We start from the raw sequence: 17,545 nt of genomic DNA, 5'->3' as shown, positions 1-17,545 counted from the left end.
ATGTTTGGATAATTGGATATTTCAATATTTACGACATTTAACCTTAAAAATATCTCAATATAGAATGCCATTACAAAAAGAGCCTTTGCCGACCTATGAACGCCTCAGACAATTTAGAGCTGTTCGGGCTATTTTTGCAACACACACCCGCTGCTGTAGCGATGTGCGATCGCCAGATGCGCTACTTGCTCGCTTCTCGTCAGTGGCTAATCGATTACGGGCTAGATGACCAAAATATCATTGGGCGATCGCATTACGAAGTCTTTCCTCACCTTCCCGACCAATGGCGGCACAAGGCTGAGCTAGTTTTAACTGGGGCGAGTTTAGGGGAGTCGCAGGAAAGTAGCTTTGTTTGCCCTGACGGTTCCTGCGTGCCGGTAAAGTGGAGCCTGCATCCTTGGAAGCACCCTAGCGGTGAAAGGGGTGGATTGATCCTGTCGGCAGAGATGATCCAGAGTGAGGAATTTTTCCATTCCATCTACGAAGGCGTGGAAAACGCCATCTTTGTTTTAGATGTGGACGCACAAGGAGTTTTTCGCTACCTTAGCTGGAATCCACCCATAGCGCTCGTTACTGGCATCAGTAGTGCCCAAGCTAAGGGCAAGACTCCCCAAGAACTATTTGGTTCAGATTTGGGTAATTCTTTGCACCAGAGATATACAAAATGTCTCGTCGCTGGGGAATGTACTTTCTATGAGGATTGCATTCCCTTGCAGGGTGTAGACACTTATTGGCTAACCACTTTAACTCCACTGCGGGATGCTGCGGGTCGCATCTATCGAATTATCGGCACAGCAAGTAATATCAGCGCTCTCAAGCAGGTTGAGGAAGCCTTGCGGCAATCAGAAACTCGGTTTCGAGAACTAGCGCAGCGAGAAGAACTACTCAACCGTCTTGCTAGCCAAATTCGCAGTTCGCTGGATCTCAATACCATTCTGGAAACAGCTGTGCAGGAAATCCGCAGATTGCTGCAAATTGAGCAGTGCCTTTTCATGTGGTATCGTCCCGATGGTGAGTCGGCAATTTGGGATGTATTGCATGAAGCGAAGGTAGACAATTTGCCTAGCTTTTTGGGTTCCTATCCGGCGGAACCAACCAGTTTCCCAGCCAGACAACTCTTAAACCGAGAAATCATCCATTTGGATAATGTTGAAGCTTTAACCGACCCCGATTCATGGCAATTCTTCCGATCGCTGGGGTACGCTTCTATACTAAATTTTCCGATAATGACTCGCACGGGTGAACTCGGTGTAGTTGCCTGCGGTCAATTTAGTAGTCCCCGAACTTGGCATGACGATGAAGTGGAACTGCTCTCGGCGGTTTGTGACCAAATCGCGATCGCCATTAACCAAGCAGAACTTTATACTCAAACTCTTGAAGCCGCTGCGATCGCTCAAGCGCACGCCACCCGGCTCGAAACCACACTTCAGGAACTCCAACTTACCCAGTCCCAACTCGTTCAAAGTGAAAAAATGTCCAGTTTGGGTCAGCTAGTTGCTGGAGTAGCGCATGAAATCAATAATTCCGTTAACTTCATCTATGGCAATTTAGCCCCTGCGAACGAATACACTCAAGACATTCTTGGTTTACTACAACTGTATCAACAGCAATATCCTCATCCAACGCCAGAAATTCAAGACGAAATTGCTGCGATTGACCTAGATTTTCTGATCGAAGACTTGCCTAAATTACTTTCTTCAATGAATGTGGGGGCAGAGCGCATTTGTGAGATTGTGCGTAGCTTACGCAATTTCTCTCGCCTTGACGAAGCCGAGATGAAACAAGTAGATATCCATGAAGGTATCGAAAGTACGCTCCTAATTCTGCAAAATCGCCTCAAATCCAAACCGGAGCATCCCCCTATCCAGCTAATCAAAGAATATAGCAACCTACCCGAAGTAGAGTGCTATCCGGGACAGCTCAACCAAGTATTTATGAATCTTCTCACCAATGCAATTGATGCTTTGGATGAGTACAACAAAAAGCGATCGCTTGAACAAATCAAAGCCAACGCCTGCATGATTCGGATTCGTACCGAAGTGCTTACAAGTAACCGAGTAGCGATCAAAATTGCCGACAATGGGCCAGGAATGACAGAGGAAGTCAGAAAGCGACTTTTCGAGCCTTTCTTCACAACCAAGCCAGTTGGCATTGGCACAGGGCTTGGTTTGTCGATTAGCTACCAAATTGTGGTCGAAAAACACGGCGGTCAACTCAAATGTATTTCAGCGCCCGGTCAAGGGGCAGAATTTGTGATAGAAATTCCCCTACATCCGCAATCACAAATTTGATCTAATCGCCAATTAATTACTAATTATTAACAAAAAGGGCGGACATTTAATTCCGCCCCGAAAAGGATTATTGATTAGACTTACGCACAGATCCCCCTTGCATCCCCCGATGAATTGGGGGACTTTTCCGGTTCCCCCCAATTTATCGGGGGTTAGGGGGATCTCTGCGTAAGTCCTCCTCTTTTAATTTTCTAGCGATCGCCAATTTCTGGTGCCCGCAATGACAACAGGGGAATATCCGCCTGTGCCTGTGTCGGAACCTGTCGCCCACTCGCCAGCGTCGGTACTGAATCTCGCAGTCGCGCCGTCAGCTGCAAAGTGGTTGCGTCGTAAATCTCAGTCAGAATTTTGGGATACAAGCCAATACCAATAATCGGCACCAACAGACAGGCGATGATAAACACCTCTCGCGGTTCCGCATCGATCAAGGCTTCGTGTTCCACTAATTCCTTGTTCTCCGGGCCGTAGCAAATTTCCCGCAGCATCGAGAGTAAGTAAATGGGAGTCAGAATCACGCCAACAGCGGCTAGAAAGACCACCACCACCTTGAAAGTGGGGTTATAAGCATCGCTGGTCGCAAAGCCGACAAACACCATCAACTCTGCCACAAATCCGCTCATCCCTGGCAATGCTAATGACGCTAGGGCACAAGTAGTCCACATGGCAAACATCTTTTTCATCCTCAGCCCGATGCCGCCCATTTCATCCAGCATCAGGGTGTGGGTGCGGTCGTAAGTGGCTCCCACGAGGAAGAACAAGCTTGCCCCAATCAAACCGTGGGAAACCATTTGCAGCACCGCACCGCTCAAACCCAGGTCAGTAAATGTGGCAATCCCAATCAGCACAAATCCCATGTGGGAAATCGAGGAATAAGCGATTTTCCGTTTCAGGTTACGCTGGGCAAAAGAGGTCAGGGCGGCGTAGATGATGTTGGTAACGCCCAAAATCACCAAAACGGGCGCGAACACTGCATGAGCGTCCGGTAGCATCTGGGCATTCATCCGAATCAGAGCATAACCGCCCATTTTCAGGAGAATTCCCGCCAGCAACATATGCACTGGCGCAGTCGCTTCGCCGTGAGCATCTGGTAGCCAGGTATGCAGGGGAATAATCGGCAGTTTGACGCCGTAGGCAATCAGGAACCCAGCATAGATCCAGAGTTGGAAAGTTAGAGGGTAATCCTTGGCAGCGATCGCTCTCATATCAAACGTCACGGTATCGCCGTAGAACGCCATCGCCAAGGCGGCTACTAAAATGAACAGCGATCCGCCAGCCGTATAAAGAATGAACTTGGTAGCCGCGTACAAACGCTTCTTACCGCCCCAAATTGCCAGCAGCAGGTACACCGGAATCAGTTCCAGTTCCCACACCAGGAAAAACAACAGCATATCCTGACCGGCAAACACGGCAATCTGACCGCCGTACATCGCTAGGAGCAAAAAGTAAAACAGCTTCGGCTTAAACGTCACGGGCCACGCCGCCAAAGTCGCCAGCGTAGTGATGAAGCCGGTGAGCAATACCAGCGGCATTGACAAGCCATCCACGCCCACCGACCACTTTAAGTCGATTTGGGGCACCCAGGAGTAACTTTCCACCAGTTGCAGACCGGGATTAGAAAAGTCGTACTGAGTATAGAAGGCATAAACCATCACCACGAAATCAATCAGCCCAATAATTAGGGCGTACCAGCGTACCGTCTTACCATCTTTATCTGGCACCAACGGAATCAACAGCGATGCCGCGATGGGGAACAGGATGATAAAAGTCAGCCAAGGAAAATTAGCTGTATTCATGAGATATCAAATCGTGAGCAATAAGGTTTAGCTGTCAGCTATGAGTAAGTGTACTTAAAAAGGAAAAAGGAAAAAGCTGAAAACTTTTTCCTTTTATCTTTTGTTGACAGCGGGTAGAAACACGCAGCGAACGGTTTCTAAATTTAAGTCACACCAAAGACAACCACGCCCACTAGCACCGCCCCAAATACAATCAGAGCATAGAATTGGACGCGACCTGTTTCAAAGTATTTCAGACTTTCACCACTCAACAGCGTCGCCAAGCCGGTCAAGTTGACTGCGCCATCGACCACCCGGAAATCTACTTCCATGACTTGCCGCGCCAAGCGGCGGCACCCTTGAACGAAGAGAGTGTCATAGATTTCGTCAAAATACCACTTGTTGAGCGACAGCTTGTAAAGGAAGGGGATTTTGGCAGCGATCGCCGCCGGATCGATCTTGCCTCTCAAGTACATCAGAGAAGCCAGCGTAATCCCAATCAAGGCAATTCCGACCGAATTACCCCCCATGATCAAAAATTCTGTCAAATCAAACTCAGTGGCTTTTTCCAACACTTCGGTGATTGGTTCGCCGGGGGCGTGAATGAATTCCTCAAAATAATTGTGGAAAGGCGTCCCTACCAAACCAATCAGCATCGACGGCACCGCCAGAACGATCAGGGGCAGCGTCATCGTCAGCGGTGACTCGTGGGGATACTCGCTGTGGGCGTGGTCATCGTGACTGTCATGGGCTGTGGAGGACAACTCTCTGGTATCCATCGCCCCAGGGCCAAAAGCGAATTCGACCTGGGGAGATTTAGCAGCCGCCAGTAGTTCCTGCTTGATGCCTGATTCATGCCCCCGGAATTTGCCCTCAAACGTCCGGAAGTACATCCGGAACATATAGAAAGCAGTCATTCCAGCCGTCAGCCAGCCGACGACCCACAGCGCCGGATTCGCGCCAAAAGCACTTCCTAGGATTTCGTCTTTCGACCAAAACCCAGCAAAAGGTGGAATCCCACTAATCGCCAGAGTTCCGACCAAAAAGGTGAGGGAGGTAATCGGCATATACTTCCGCAGTCCTCCCATCATCCGCATATCCTGTGCCAAGGCGGGATCGTGACCCACCACTGATTCCATGCCGTGAATCACAGAACCAGAACCCAAAAACAGCATCGCCTTGAAGTAGGCGTGTGTCATCAGGTGAAATAGACCGGCAGTATAGGCACCGACGCCCATTGCCATTACCATGTAGCCCAGTTGGGACATGGTGGAATAAGCTAGACCCTTCTTGATGTCGTTTTGGGTAATGGCAATGGTTGCCCCCAAAAATGCGGTAAAGGCACCCGTCCAGGCAATCACGTTCATTGCCACTGGGATGTCTTCAAACACGGGATACATCCGCGCAATTAGGAAGACGCCCGCTGCTACCATCGTTGCTGCGTGAATCAGGGCGCTGATGGGGGTAGGACCTTCCATCGCGTCTGGTAGCCAGACGTGCAACGGGAACTGGGCAGATTTTGCCACCGGCCCCATAAACACTAAGATGGCGAACAGAGCGGCAAGGCCGGTACTCAGGTAGCCTGATGCGACAAATGCTTGCAGGCGATCGCCTATCACGTCGAATTCAAAGCTGCCCGTCGCCCAGTACAGCCCCAGCATCCCTAACAGCAGCCCGAAGTCGCCGACGCGGTTGACGACAAAAGCCTTTTGGCAAGCATCCGCTGCTGCCTTCCGGTCATACCAGAATCCGATCAGTAAGTAAGAACACATCCCGACCAGTTCCCAGAAAATATAAACCTGTACCAAGTTTGGGCTGACCACCAGACCCAACATGGAGGAACTAAACAGGCTCAGATAGGCATAGAAGCGCACATACCCCGGATCGTGAGCCATGTAGCCATCGGTGTAGATCATCACCAGGAAGGCAACACTCGTCACGATGACCAGCATCAGGGCTGTCAAGTGGTCAATCGTGTAGCCCATATTCAGGTGAAAATTCCCCGCTGCTGCCCACTCCAGGGTACGGGTGTAGGGAGCATGACCTTGAATTTGACTCCAGAGCAACGCCAAGGAGAAACCCATCGCCACCCCTAGCAGGGAGACTATAACCACGGCGTTTAACTGCCGCAGACTGTTGGTAAATCGATTAATCGAGATTAGTCCCAGACCGACCAGCATCGCCCCAGCTAGCGGCAGGACTGGGATGATCCAGGCATACTGATAGAGCAGTTCCATCACTGACGCCTACTTTATATTTCTTCACTAACTTGGTAAGACCGTTTACATTGTGACACAGACGGTCTCTAAAGTATTTATAACTAACAGTTTAGACAGCGAGGAACTTGTGAGCAAAATTAAACCCACCGATAGAGAGGATCGGTGGGCTGACAAAAGGGTAGGGCGTTGGATTCAGGTTGAAAAGTCACCAGGAGCGAAAAAAATTTATCAGGACTTACGCAACATCACCACATAGTAAGGGCAACCACAGGGGGATTACCCATACAAAACGCTATATGTATAAGCTTTGCGTAAGTCCTGTTTATCTTGGATGGTGGATAACTCACGCGATCGCGCCAGTTATCCACCATCCGGGTATCTGAAGAGCAATCTCAGGCAGAATTTGGCAAATAACTTACCATAATTTTTTCTAGCGCCATACGTAAATCATCCCGTCCTTGAAAGCTATCAATGCGGTGAACCACCTTGCCGTTTTCAATCAGGATGATCGTTGGTAGACTCTGGAGGCGATAAGTATTCGCCAGTTTTAAATTTTGATCGGCATTAATTCCGACTAATTTGACTTGTTCGCCCCATTCTGATTGAACTCTGGTCAGCAGGGGGTTAATCAGCCGACATAATCCACACCAGGGTGCCCAAAAATGAACCAAAACTGGGGTGGAAGATTCTAAAACTTCTTGTGTAAACGTCCGTTCGCTAACAGAAAGCACCATGATTCCTCTAGTTTTATTTGCTTTTACTATTGAAAATCAGCCAAAAGGAGGAAGTAAAGCAGTCAACAATGAAGTAAACTCTCTCAGCTTACTCTAGCGCAACCAGTACACCAGTGCGTATCTACACGTCTAGGCATCTATGGGGACGCTAAGACGGTAGAACCAGAGCGTAATTAAGCTGAAAGTTATTTGGGATCATGCTACATCCATTTGGGATCGCGTGGCTCAGCATAATTGCGGAACTACCATCTGACACGAGCTGTCGCCTGGATCAACCAAGGGTGCGCCCACCACAACAGCAGAATGAAAGCAGTGACCCCCAGATAGGCAGGGCGGAGAAACTCCTGCCATTTCAGGGTTTGACGCCCTTGCAGGAGCGCCTGGAAGGGGACAACGGAGGTGCGAACTTTCACTGCTTCAAAAGCTTCCCCATAGCGATCTAAAAGACGGCGATCGCCATGCCAAACTGCGAATAAATGATGCAGCACTAGCCCCACTGAAGTTAAGAGAGTAAAAGTCGTGCCAATCCAAAGCGTATGGGCAATACACCAAATCACCTGTCCGACCATTTGGGGATGCCTGGTGATGCGGATAATGCCAGTTTCGTAAAGATGCACTTGAGGCTTTTCGATGGCGGCAATTTCCAACAAGTTGAAAGTCGCTGGATAAAGAAACAGAAACGAGATCACCGAAAGTACCCACACAACCGACTGGACGCCAGGGACGCCCTGAACTTGCCACAGTTGTAGCCCATCATAACGATGATTAATGAAATAAACGATCAACACCACCGCTAGGGGAAGACTGACGAGGGCAAATAGGATGCGGTAGAGTCGGGGACCGATTTTTTTTTCGCCCCAAGGACGCAGTGCGGCGAGACCACTGTGAGCGATCGCAAACCCTAAAAGCAGTCCTAGCATTGTGTAGTGGCTAGGAGTCAGAACGCCAAAGAAATTCATAAACTTTTACGTAATTTCCAGTAGAAAATAGACCCCCCAAGTATTCCCTGAGAGACTTGATCTCGTGTTGTGTTACTGTCGATGACTGAGAGGCTTTACAACGAAGTGGGCTATCAATCGCTTGAGTTAAGCCCTATCTCTCGCAAGAGAGCGCTTAGCGATCCTTCGGTCATTGGTGATGGGTCATCGGTCAAATGTCAGCAGCAACCAACAACTGACAACTGACAACTGACAACCGACAAAAAGCTAACAGATCGCCGAGCTTTATGCCTCAGTCGCTCCTTTCCCTTTTCAGGTAAAGCCTGTATGTCTGACCTTCCTTTCACTTTAGACCAACTCCGCATTCTTAAAGCGATCGCTGCCGAGGGAAGCTTCAAGCGTGCCGCCGATAGCCTGTACGTCTCCCAACCCGCTGTCAGCCTACAAGTCCAAAACTTAGAGCGGCAGTTGGATGTGCCGTTGTTTGACCGGGGAGGACGCAGGGCACAACTGACGGAAGCAGGGCACCTACTTCTCAGCTACGGCGAAAAAATCCTGACGCTTTGTCAAGAAACCTGCCGCGCCATTGAAGACTTGCAAAATCTCCAGGGTGGCACCCTGATTATAGGAGCTTCACAGACAACAGGAACCTACCTACTGCCCCGAATGATTGGGATGTTCCGCCAGCAGTATCCAGATGTGGCGGTGCAATTGCACGTTCACTCGACGCGCCGCACGGCGTGGAGTATCGCCAACGGGCAAGTTGACCTGGCAATCATCGGGGGAGAGGTTCCTTCCGAACTACAAGAAGCATTAAAAATTATTCCTTATGCTGAAGATGAACTAGCGCTGATCTTGCCAGCCTTACATCCCCTCTCCAAAATCGGTACTATCCAGAAAGACGACCTTTACAAATTGCAGTTCATTGCCTTAGACTCCCAATCCACCATTCGCAAGGTAATTGACCAAGTGCTAACCCGCTGCGGCATCGATACCCGACGCCTCAAAATAGAGATGGAACTCAACTCGATTGAGGCAATTAAAAATGCCGTGCAGGCAGGACTTGGGGCGGCGTTTGTCTCCCTATCGGCGATCGAAAAAGAGCTGCAAATGGGCATCCTCCACTACGCAAAAATTGAAGAGGTGGTGGTCAAGCGGATGCTGTGGGTGATTGTTAACCCCAATCGCTACCGCTCCAAAGCAGCAGAAGCTTTTAGCCAAGAAATTTTACCCGCCTTTGCCTCCCCCGGATGGGCAAAGGAAATGGAAGCGTCATCTCCAATAGAAGCAGATGGGTTCAAGGCAGCTGCTCCTAACTCCGCAGGCAGTTAATTTCAGTTTTAGCCAGTTGTTAGTTGCTAATAGCTAATAGAAGTATGGCTAATAGCTCTTGAACAATTAGCAATTACCAACGCTCGATTAGCCCTCATGGAAATTTACTGCACCCGTCCCGGCTGCCCTCGCCCCCTGAATTTTTTTGCCGATCTTGATGACAACAACCTTGTCAAAACGGTGCAGCAGAAGTATTGCACCGCCTGTGGAATGCATCTGATTTTAGATGGTCGGTATCTATCGACAAAGCTGTTAGGACGTGGGGGATTTGGGGCGGCGTTTTTGGCACGCGATCGCCGCACGCCTGGAATGCGCCGATGCGTAGTCAAACAGTTTCAGCCTGCGGGAGATTTAACGCCGCCGCAGCTACAAATTGCCCAAAATCTATTTGCACGGGAAGGAGAAGTTTTAGAAGAACTGGGCAGCCATCCTCAAATTCCCGACTTATTTGCTTTCTTTGATATCACAGTCCCCAGCATCCAACCAGGAAAGCAAGACAAGTTTTTCTATCTGGTGCAGGAATTCATTGATGGGCATAACTTGGAAGAGGAACTGGCGCAGAAGGGGAAGTTCTCCCAAGACGAGGTGTTGTTCTTGCTGCGAGAAATCCTCCCGGTACTAAAGTTTGTCCATAATAGTGGCTCCATCCACCGAGATATCAAGCTCTCCAACATTATGCGCGATCGCAATGGTCGGCTTTATCTGTTAGATTTTGGTGCTGTTAAGCAGGTGACGAAGGCAACGCCTGGTGGATCGTCAACCGGAATTTATTCAATGGGATTTGCACCGCCAGAGCAAATGGCTGGGGGTCAAGTGTATCCCTCAACGGATTTGTATGCTCTGGCGGTGACTTGCATTATCCTACTCACGGGCAAGCAGCCAACCGAGTTATTTGATGTCTACAAAAACCAGTGGAATTGGAGACCTCATGTGACTGCGAGCGCAAGCATTGCAGTAGCCAGAGAGTGGAATCGCTTCGCCGATATTTTAGACCAGATGCTATTGCCTGCACCAAATCAACGTTTTCAGTCCGCTGATGAAGTGCTGCACGCCCTCACTCCTTCATCACCGTCACCTCCGCCTCCGGTACCAGCTCAGATGCCCCCCCGCGTCCCTGCTCCAGCCGCCACCTCTCCTCCAACTCCAGTCCCTACTCCCCAGCCGCCCGCCCCCATTTCTCAACCCTCGTCTCGACGCAGATTTTCTCTACTGGAGGTTTTAGGAGGGGCAGCTTTTACTGGGTTTGAAGGTGGATTATTGTTTATTGCTTTGGGCAGTTTGCTGTCATCCCCAGGGCTAAGCATTGGATTATTGGGGATGACGATTGGGGGTCTGCTGTTTGCCCAATACCGCCGCGTTATTGAAAAATTTGATTTATTGATTATTGCGGGAATAACGCTGGCGATTATGCTGTTCTTTCCCGCCTTGCGAGACGGGTTTACCCTTCAGTTGGTCGTCTTTGTGGCTATGTTAGCTGGAGCAGGCGCGATCGCAGTGACTGCTCTATTTCGCCTAATTTATAAATTACTTGCTAATTTTCTCTAAGCTAATCGTGAGCTTCCTGAGTAACCATAATGTCTCAAAAGAACGAAACCCCGGTTCTGGTCTTAGCTCTCCTATTAACCTTGGGGTTGCTGGGCGGCGGGTTTTGGTGGTTTACGAATCGGTCAGGCGTTGATTTAGGAGGTTTGCGGTCTAATCCAACCAACCAATCTACACAATCCACAGGGGAAACTTTTGCTCAGTTACAAGGCGTTCCATCGGGACTTTTTAGCTACGGTGGCAGCACAACTTGGGCACCTATTCGTAAAGAAGTAGACTCAGACATTCAAACTGTCTGGCCTAAGTTTGTGCTACGCTACACCGACCCCACGACTGGTGCCCCCGGTTCTGGCAGTGGCATCAAAATGCTGTTAAACAACCAGCTGGCTTTTTCTCAATCTTCTCGCTCCATCAAAGATGAGGAATATCAGCAGGCTCAAGCCAGAGGCTTTACTCTCAAAGAAATACCAGTAGCGATTGATGGAATTGCCCTCGCCGTTCACCCAAACCTGAATATTCCCGGTCTGACCATTACCCAGCTTAAAGACATTTATACCGGCAAAATTACTAATTGGAATCAAGTCGGTGGCTTGAATCTCCCCATCACGCCTTACTCTCGCCGGATAGAAGAAGGAGGCACCATTGAATTTTTTGCCGAAAATGTTTTAGGGGGGCAGAACTTTGGTGCCAATGTTCAGTTTATCGGCACGACGACCGAAGCCCTGAGACAAGTCGCTGATAATCCTGGCGGCATCTACTACGCCTCGGCTCCGGAAGTGGTCGGTCAGTGTACCGTTAAACCGCTGCCGCTGGGTCGGAACTCCAATGAATGGGTGCCCCCTTATCAGGAGCCTTTCGTACCTCTTTCCCAATGTCCAAGCCAGCGCAACCAGCTAAACGCTGCTGCCTTTCAAAGCGGTCAATACCCAATTACCCGGAGATTGTTTGTAATTGTCAAACAAAATGGTCAAATCGACCAGCAGGCAGGCGAAGCTTATGCCAAATTGTTGCTAACGGCTCAGGGTCAGGACTTGATTAGCAAGGCTGGATTTGTCAGCATCCGCTGAGCAAATCGCTCCTTTGGCAACCACCAATTTATGCTATGACCTTGAACAGGTCAGCATTGTTGACAAACTTGCAAGCGGTTATGTCCCAAAAAAACGAAACCACGGTTCTAGTCTTAGCTCTCCTGCTCACTACTGCCTTATTGGGCGGTGGCTTTTGGTGGTTTACCAAACGATCTGGTGTTGACCTTGGTGGTTTAAACAAAACCACCAATCCCAGTGATTCTGCTGCCAACAACCGGGATCAGCCCTATAGTTCGACACCATCCACGGGTGAAGGCTTTCCCGAAGTGCAGAAGGTTCCCACTGGGCTGTTTAGCTATGGTGGCAGCACCTCTTGGGCACCGATTCGACTCGCAGTAGACTCTCGTATGCAAGCGGCGCGACCTGAGTTTCGGCTGCGCTATGTTGAGCCAAATACCGGCTCTGCTAGCTCTGGCGCTGGCATCAAAATGTTACTAGACGGGAAAATTGACTTCGCCCAATCCTCCCGACCGATTCTTCCTGCCGAGTATAACCAGGCACAGCAGCGAGGGTTCGGTCTCAAAGAAATTGCGATCGCGATTGATGGATTGGCAGTCGCTGTTAACCCAAACCTGAATATTCCAGGTTTGACCTTAGATCAGCTGAAATCTATCTACACGGGTAAGATTACGAACTGGAAAGAATTAGGCGGTCCGGATATCCCCATTAAGCCGTATTCTCGTTCCCTTAATGCCGGGGGGACGGTGGAACTGTTTGTTGAAGAAGTCTTGAACGGTCAACCTTTTGGTGCCAATGTTGAATTTGTCTCCACCACGACTCAAGCACTGCAAAAACTTGGTGGTAGTCCTGGGGGAATTTACTTTGCTTCTGCGCCAGAAGTGGTGCCACAATGTAGCATCAAGTCTTTGCCAGTTGGGCGAAGAACGGGTGAATTTGTAACGCCTTACCAAGAGCCTTTTGTGCCGCTTCAAACGTGCCCTGGTCAACGCAATCAGCTGAACATTAAGGCTTTCCAAACGGGTCAGTACCCCCTGACTCGTAAGCTGTTTGTGATTGTTAAACAGAATGGTCAGAGAGAACAGCAAGCTGGTGAAGCTTATGCGAATTTGTTGCAGATAGAACAAGGACAGCAACTGATTTCTGAGGCTGGATTTGTCAGACTCCGCTAATCAATTGCTGTTAGCGATTAATTACTCTGGTTTGAGAGGCGATTTAAAATAAAATTTTTAACGCCTAAAAAGAATTTAATTAGACTTATCAATAAGCCCTATTTCTTCCTGCTTAACCATCCATGTCCCATAAAAACGAAACAACGGTTCTTGTTCTGTCACTATTCATTACAGCAGGTCTTTTGGGGACTGGTTATTGGTGGTTCAAGAGCAATTCCGGTACGCCAATTGCTCCGGAAAAACCCGATTCGGTGCAATCAAGTCAAGTGCCTATAGCACCAGGTTCTATAAGCGCTCGGATTAGTGTAGGGGAAAAAATTTTAGTTGCGGCTAACACGAACTCGGATAAACAAGCCGGGGTGCAAGCCTTTGCAAGTGGGGATTTTGCTGGCGCGATCGCTAAGCTACAATCATCTCTGCAAGCGAATCGCAACGATCCAGAGGCTTTAATTTATCTCAACAATGCCCGGATTGGCAAGCAAATCAGCTACACCATTGCAGTCTCTGTACCGATTGGCAACGATATTAATGGAGCTTTAGAGATGTTGCGCGGTGTCGCTCAAGCTCAAACTGAAATTAATCAAGCCGGGGGAATTAAAGGAATTCCGTTGAAAGTAGCGATCGCTAATGACGACAATAATCCAGAAATTGCCAAACAAATTGCTACCACATTGGTCAATAATCCAGACGTGTTGGGTGTTGTCGGTCCTTATTCCAGCGATGTCACTTTGGCGGCAGGAACTACTTATAATGATGGCAAATTAGTCGTCATTTCCCCGACTAGCACCTCAATTAAACTTTCCGGTTTTAGCCGCTACGTTTTTCGGACTGTTCCCAGTGACTACGTGGCAGCCAGGGCATTATCTGAATATATGCTCAACAAATTGCAACGGAAAAATGCAGCCGTTTTCTTTAATTCTCGGAGTGCCTATAGCCAATCGCTGAAATCGGAATTTGTCACTGCTGTGTCGTTGGGAGGAGGACAAGTATCGAATGAGTTTGACTTATCCGAACCCGGTTTTAGTGCTGCTAGGAGTATTGAACAAGCGATCGCTCAAGGTGCCCAGGTGCTAATGTTAGCAGCGAATACAGAGACTTTAGACAAAGCCCTGCAAGTCGTGCATCTGAATCGCAAACGATTCACTCTCTTGGGGGGAGATGATGTTTACACGCCCAAGACTTTGGAAGTTGGAGGTGAGGCAGCAGTTGGGATGGTGCTGGCAGTGCCTTGGCATATCAATAGCGATTCGACATCAGAGTTTCCCCGCCAATCCAGACAACTTTGGGGTGGCGATATAAATTGGCGCACCGCTTTGTCTTATGACGCTACGCGGGCTTTGATTGCAGCCTTGCAACGCAATCCGACCCGAACTGGAGTCCAAGCAGCCCTCAGGGCATCGGATTTTTCTACTACTGGGGCATCAGGCATCATCCGGTTTTTACCGTCAGGCGATCGCAATGCTGCCGTCATTTTAGTCCGCAGTCAACCGGGTACCACCTCAGGCACCGGCTACGATTTTGTACCGCTTCGTCCTTAATCAGCTGCTAGCCATGAGCAAGCAATAGCAAGGACAACAAACTGATGGCAATACGCCCAAAACAGCTAATTATTGTTAGCACTCAAAGCAGACGCCGGTAAACAGAGCAAACTCTCCCCTTGAGTTCTGATTAATCCTTTTTGACGTAACTTACCCATTAAGCGAGTCACGGTGACGCGAGTAGAACCAATGGCACTGCCAATTTGGGCATGAGTCAGGGGAAATGGTAGACAGTAACCGCTATCTTGAGGTTCGCCAAATTCTTCGATCAACAGCGTCAGGAATCCCAACAGCCGATCGATTGTCCGTCGCTGTCCCAGAGTACTCAGCCACAGTAGCTTGCGCTGGTGCTGATACCGAAACGCATCAAATACCTCGCGCCGGAAGTGAGGCCAGTTGTCCAGGTCATGCCAGTACATCCAAACTACAGAAGTTTGATCGACGTGGGCATAAGCCTGAAGGGTAAACGGTGACTGGGCAACAATTTCAAACGGTTGTCCTGCACCCACGAAGCCTAAAAAAGCTTCTTCTGGACTCAAACGCAGGGCTTTAACAGCGGAACTACTGGTGTTGGCACTAACTTGAGCCGTGCCGACTAAGCGGACTGCACCCCGTTGGACTAGATACAAAAGTCCTGGTCTAGCTGGAATCCGCTCATCTTTACTAAAAGTCCGATAACGGTAGTGTTCCTGCGCCCAGTCTAGAATCCGTTGCCAGGTTAAAAAGGGTCGAGATACCTCTGATGTGGAGGATGGTGAATGCATAAGTGGCAGCGATGATCTTTTATAAATTTTACCAGGATTACAAGGTAGCAAAAAATACTTCCTCATGCGCCTGCTTGAGTTAGATATTCTTCTGGGAAAGTTCTAACCTTAGGTAGAGGCAAGAAAACTAGACTAGATAAGAGAAATACGTTTTTGAAAGGGAGTGAGTGTGAAGGTGAATTTACCTGCTGTTAATTGCCTATCTCTGAAGCAGCAGATGCTTATTCAGCTACAAGCAGCTATCGGTTTGTACAGAGAAAGATACATTCTCGACAAGGACGCGATCGCTTCGCATCTGACAGAGAAAAATGTGCCGTTGAGTGCTGAGCTGATGACTGTTGCCGGAATCTCTCTCCAGCGATTTCAGGGGAGTACGGGCATCCTATACAGGTCGAGTGTAGCGCTCAAACTTGCGGCTCTCTGGCACCTGCCAGCACTAGAGATTGCAACTGAGCTAGCTGCCTATCTCTGTGCTAGCGTCGATGACGCTCAGGGAAAGGTGGGTTTACAAAATTTGACAATTCAAGTCATTCCTCCCGGTTTCATTGATTTCCAACTCACCGATGCGGAAATAGCCCGTTGGTTGCAGCTTTTGGTGTCAGGGGAACTGAGTCAAAGCCAGGGAGTTCCCAATTATTCATTACCCATTACCGATTACCCATTACCGATTAGTTGTCCCCAACCCTTATCAAGTCTTTCAAAAGTACAGTACATTCATGCCCGTTGCTGCTCTTTGCTGCGCTTAGGGCATCGGGAGAATCTAATCCAGCTCAATGACTCGCTGGCGCTGATGCTAGTCTACCCAGAGCCAATTCCTTGGCTGACTGCGGACGGGCAACTCCAGTTGGTTCATCCAGCAGAACGCCGCTTGATTGCCCTGTTGCTGGAGTTGCTAGATGAACTGGGGGGCATGAATCAACCTAAGTGGGTAAAACGGGCGTTTGATGCGAGTCAGGCTTTTGAAACCTTTTACAGTGAATGTCGCATTTTTGGCGAAGTCAAGACTCAGACGCCCCATCTGGCGCAGGCAAGATTGGGGTTAGTGGGAGTAACTCGCTCAATTTTGAAATTACTCTTGCAAGACAGGCTGGGCATTTTGGCACCCATAGAACTTTAGTCTCACCATCGTCTACCCCTAGTTAGAAAATTTTATAAAAAGCACTAGACAAATGGAATGATATGAAATATTATTGCTCTTGTGTGAGGAGCGAACCAGTGAGAGGACCGAGACGAAACACGGCCAGTCGTCGGTCCTCTTTCTGATCTAAAGGGTTTTAAAGTAAAAACATTTCAATGGCAGCGGCGGCACCATCTTTCTCCACACTAGGAGCCACCCACTGCGCGATCGCTTGAACATCTGCGGGTGCATTCCCCATCGCTACACCAATCCCAGCGTATTCAAGCATCTCCAAATCATTAAAGTTATCGCCAATCGCCATCACATTAGCGGCGTCTAGTCCTAATATCTCTTCAGCTAAGTAACGCACTGCCGTTCCTTTATTCACACTGGGGTGAGTCGCTTCAAAGAAAGTCGCGACAGAGGTTGTCAGGTAAAGTTCGGCTGGGGTGTAACGCTTTCGCAACGTCCCCAGCAAATTGTCAATCACGGTAGTGTCGTCACATAGCGCCAAAACTTTCGTCGGTTCAGCAATGGAGAGGGCGTTACGCAGGTCGCCAACCACGATAGGCTGGATGCCAGAGCGTTGTGAGTAAGCTTTGGTTGCTGATGTCAGTTCTCTGACATACAGCTGATCGTTGATGTAGAAGTGGACGGAAAGTAGCGATCGCCATTCCGGCTCCTCAAAGTATTCCAACAATTGCAATACCATTAGCTTAGAAACGGGCAAGTGACGGAGAAATTGCTGGGTGACGGGGTCTTGAATCCAAGCACCTTGATAAGCCATCACCGGCAACGTGGAGCCAACATCTTGATGGAAGCGCAAAGCAGAACGATACATCCGACCTGTAGCGATCGCAATGTGAATACCCTTTGCTTGAACGGCACGAATTGCCCGAAGTACAGGTTCTCTGATAGTGTTGGATACACCGGCAATCGTGCCATCAATATCTAAAACTAATAATCGAATCGCCTTGGCATCTAAATGGGGAGAGCTTACCTCAACTACCTGGTTAGAAAAAGAAGGGTTTGACATGAGTTGTTCGTTGTTCGTTGTTCGTTGCTAGAGTAACCAAACCT

14 protein-coding genes are annotated in these 17,545 nt (G+C 49.0%); 8 read left to right on the top strand and 6 right to left on the bottom strand.

Translation table 11 applies throughout. From position 1 onward, the window contains the following. Positions 1–95 precede the first annotated feature (95 nt). Positions 96–2,291: an ATP-binding protein gene (locus AC2VDX_RS02445; RefSeq protein WP_378178630.1), complete on the top strand. Its 2,196-nt coding sequence runs from the start codon at positions 96–98 to the stop codon at positions 2,289–2,291. A 191-nt stretch (positions 2,292–2,482) separates the two neighbouring features. Here AC2VDX_RS02445 and AC2VDX_RS02440 read toward each other — a convergent pair whose 3' ends face one another. Further along, positions 2,483–4,084, bottom strand: a complete 1,602-nt coding sequence (locus AC2VDX_RS02440; RefSeq protein ID WP_378178633.1) for an NAD(P)H-quinone oxidoreductase subunit 4 — start codon at positions 4,082–4,084, stop codon at positions 2,483–2,485. A gap of 143 nt (positions 4,085–4,227) precedes the next feature. Then, a complete protein-coding gene (locus tag AC2VDX_RS02435) occupies positions 4,228–6,300 on the bottom strand; it encodes an NAD(P)H-quinone oxidoreductase subunit 5 (protein WP_378178636.1) in 2,073 nt (690 codons plus the stop codon). A gap of 109 nt (positions 6,301–6,409) precedes the next feature. Between AC2VDX_RS02435 and AC2VDX_RS02430 the strand changes: the two genes are divergently transcribed. Next, complete coding sequence (locus AC2VDX_RS02430; protein ID WP_378178639.1) at positions 6,410–6,538, top strand: hypothetical protein; 129 nt, start codon at positions 6,410–6,412, stop codon at positions 6,536–6,538. A 136-nt stretch (positions 6,539–6,674) separates the two neighbouring features. Here AC2VDX_RS02430 and AC2VDX_RS02425 read toward each other — a convergent pair whose 3' ends face one another. Continuing rightward, positions 6,675–7,016, bottom strand: a complete 342-nt coding sequence (locus tag AC2VDX_RS02425) for a thioredoxin family protein (RefSeq protein ID WP_378178642.1) — start codon at positions 7,014–7,016, stop codon at positions 6,675–6,677. Between the two features lie 242 nt (positions 7,017–7,258). Continuing rightward, a complete protein-coding gene (locus AC2VDX_RS02420; protein WP_378178645.1) occupies positions 7,259–7,975 on the bottom strand; it encodes an NnrU family protein in 717 nt (238 codons plus the stop codon). 306 nt (positions 7,976–8,281) lie between these two features. Between AC2VDX_RS02420 and AC2VDX_RS02415 the strand changes: the two genes are divergently transcribed. From AC2VDX_RS02415 to AC2VDX_RS02395, 5 genes are all read left to right on the top strand, one after another. Next, positions 8,282–9,286 carry a LysR family transcriptional regulator gene (locus AC2VDX_RS02415; protein WP_378178648.1) on the top strand — a complete coding sequence of 335 codons (1,005 nt, stop codon included), beginning with the start codon at positions 8,282–8,284 and terminating at the stop codon, positions 9,284–9,286. 96 nt (positions 9,287–9,382) lie between these two features. Further along, positions 9,383–10,831 (top strand): protein kinase domain-containing protein, encoded by a 1,449-nt coding sequence (locus AC2VDX_RS02410; RefSeq protein ID WP_378178651.1) that lies wholly within the window; start codon positions 9,383–9,385, stop codon positions 10,829–10,831. A gap of 29 nt (positions 10,832–10,860) precedes the next feature. After that, positions 10,861–11,895: a PstS family phosphate ABC transporter substrate-binding protein gene (locus tag AC2VDX_RS02405; RefSeq protein ID WP_378178654.1), complete on the top strand. Its 1,035-nt coding sequence runs from the start codon at positions 10,861–10,863 to the stop codon at positions 11,893–11,895. 80 nt (positions 11,896–11,975) lie between these two features. Continuing rightward, entirely contained in the window at positions 11,976–13,046 is a 1,071-nt protein-coding gene (locus AC2VDX_RS02400) for a PstS family phosphate ABC transporter substrate-binding protein (RefSeq protein WP_378178657.1), read from the top strand. Between the two features lie 122 nt (positions 13,047–13,168). Further along, a complete protein-coding gene (locus tag AC2VDX_RS02395) occupies positions 13,169–14,584 on the top strand; it encodes an ABC transporter substrate-binding protein (protein ID WP_378178660.1) in 1,416 nt (471 codons plus the stop codon). Positions 14,585–14,649: 65 nt separating this feature from the next. On the opposite strand, the gene AC2VDX_RS02390 is transcribed toward AC2VDX_RS02395, so the two are convergent. Further along, positions 14,650–15,348 carry a Crp/Fnr family transcriptional regulator gene (locus AC2VDX_RS02390; RefSeq protein ID WP_378178663.1) on the bottom strand — a complete coding sequence of 233 codons (699 nt, stop codon included), beginning with the start codon at positions 15,346–15,348 and terminating at the stop codon, positions 14,650–14,652. 175 nt (positions 15,349–15,523) lie between these two features. Here AC2VDX_RS02390 and AC2VDX_RS02385 point away from each other — a divergent pair, with 175 nt between their 5' ends. Continuing rightward, positions 15,524–16,465 (top strand): DALR anticodon-binding domain-containing protein, encoded by a 942-nt coding sequence (locus tag AC2VDX_RS02385; RefSeq protein WP_378178666.1) that lies wholly within the window; start codon positions 15,524–15,526, stop codon positions 16,463–16,465. A 157-nt stretch (positions 16,466–16,622) separates the two neighbouring features. Here the strand turns inward: AC2VDX_RS02385 and AC2VDX_RS02380 are convergent, their stop codons facing one another. Further along, complete coding sequence (locus AC2VDX_RS02380) at positions 16,623–17,501, bottom strand: Cof-type HAD-IIB family hydrolase (RefSeq protein ID WP_378178669.1); 879 nt, start codon at positions 17,499–17,501, stop codon at positions 16,623–16,625. Positions 17,502–17,545 lie beyond the last annotated feature (44 nt).

It is taken from the genome of Coleofasciculus sp. H7-1, from assembly GCF_057473865.1.
This window is presented reverse-complemented; position numbering and strand designations above follow the sequence as displayed.

Bases quoted from the DNA above. Each gene is read 5' to 3' on its own strand.
- AC2VDX_RS02415 (WP_378178648.1), top strand. From the start codon at position 8,282: ATGTCTGACCTTCCTTTCACTTTAGACCAACTCCGCATTCTTAAAGCG.
- AC2VDX_RS02400 (WP_378178657.1), top strand. From the start codon at position 11,976: ATGTCCCAAAAAAACGAAACCACGGTTCTAGTCTTAGCTCTCCTGCTC.
- AC2VDX_RS02425 (WP_378178642.1), bottom strand. From the start codon at position 7,016: ATGGTGCTTTCTGTTAGCGAACGGACGTTTACACAAGAAGTTTTAGAA.
- AC2VDX_RS02395 (WP_378178660.1), top strand. From the start codon at position 13,169: ATGTCCCATAAAAACGAAACAACGGTTCTTGTTCTGTCACTATTCATT.
- AC2VDX_RS02445 (WP_378178630.1), top strand. From the start codon at position 96: ATGAACGCCTCAGACAATTTAGAGCTGTTCGGGCTATTTTTGCAACAC.
- AC2VDX_RS02390 (WP_378178663.1), bottom strand. From the start codon at position 15,348: ATGCATTCACCATCCTCCACATCAGAGGTATCTCGACCCTTTTTAACC.
- AC2VDX_RS02410 (WP_378178651.1), top strand. From the start codon at position 9,383: ATGGAAATTTACTGCACCCGTCCCGGCTGCCCTCGCCCCCTGAATTTT.
- AC2VDX_RS02380 (WP_378178669.1), bottom strand. From the start codon at position 17,501: ATGTCAAACCCTTCTTTTTCTAACCAGGTAGTTGAGGTAAGCTCTCCC.
- AC2VDX_RS02405 (WP_378178654.1), top strand. From the start codon at position 10,861: ATGTCTCAAAAGAACGAAACCCCGGTTCTGGTCTTAGCTCTCCTATTA.
- AC2VDX_RS02435 (WP_378178636.1), bottom strand. From the start codon at position 6,300: ATGGAACTGCTCTATCAGTATGCCTGGATCATCCCAGTCCTGCCGCTA.
- AC2VDX_RS02440 (WP_378178633.1), bottom strand. From the start codon at position 4,084: ATGAATACAGCTAATTTTCCTTGGCTGACTTTTATCATCCTGTTCCCC.
- AC2VDX_RS02420 (WP_378178645.1), bottom strand. From the start codon at position 7,975: ATGAATTTCTTTGGCGTTCTGACTCCTAGCCACTACACAATGCTAGGA.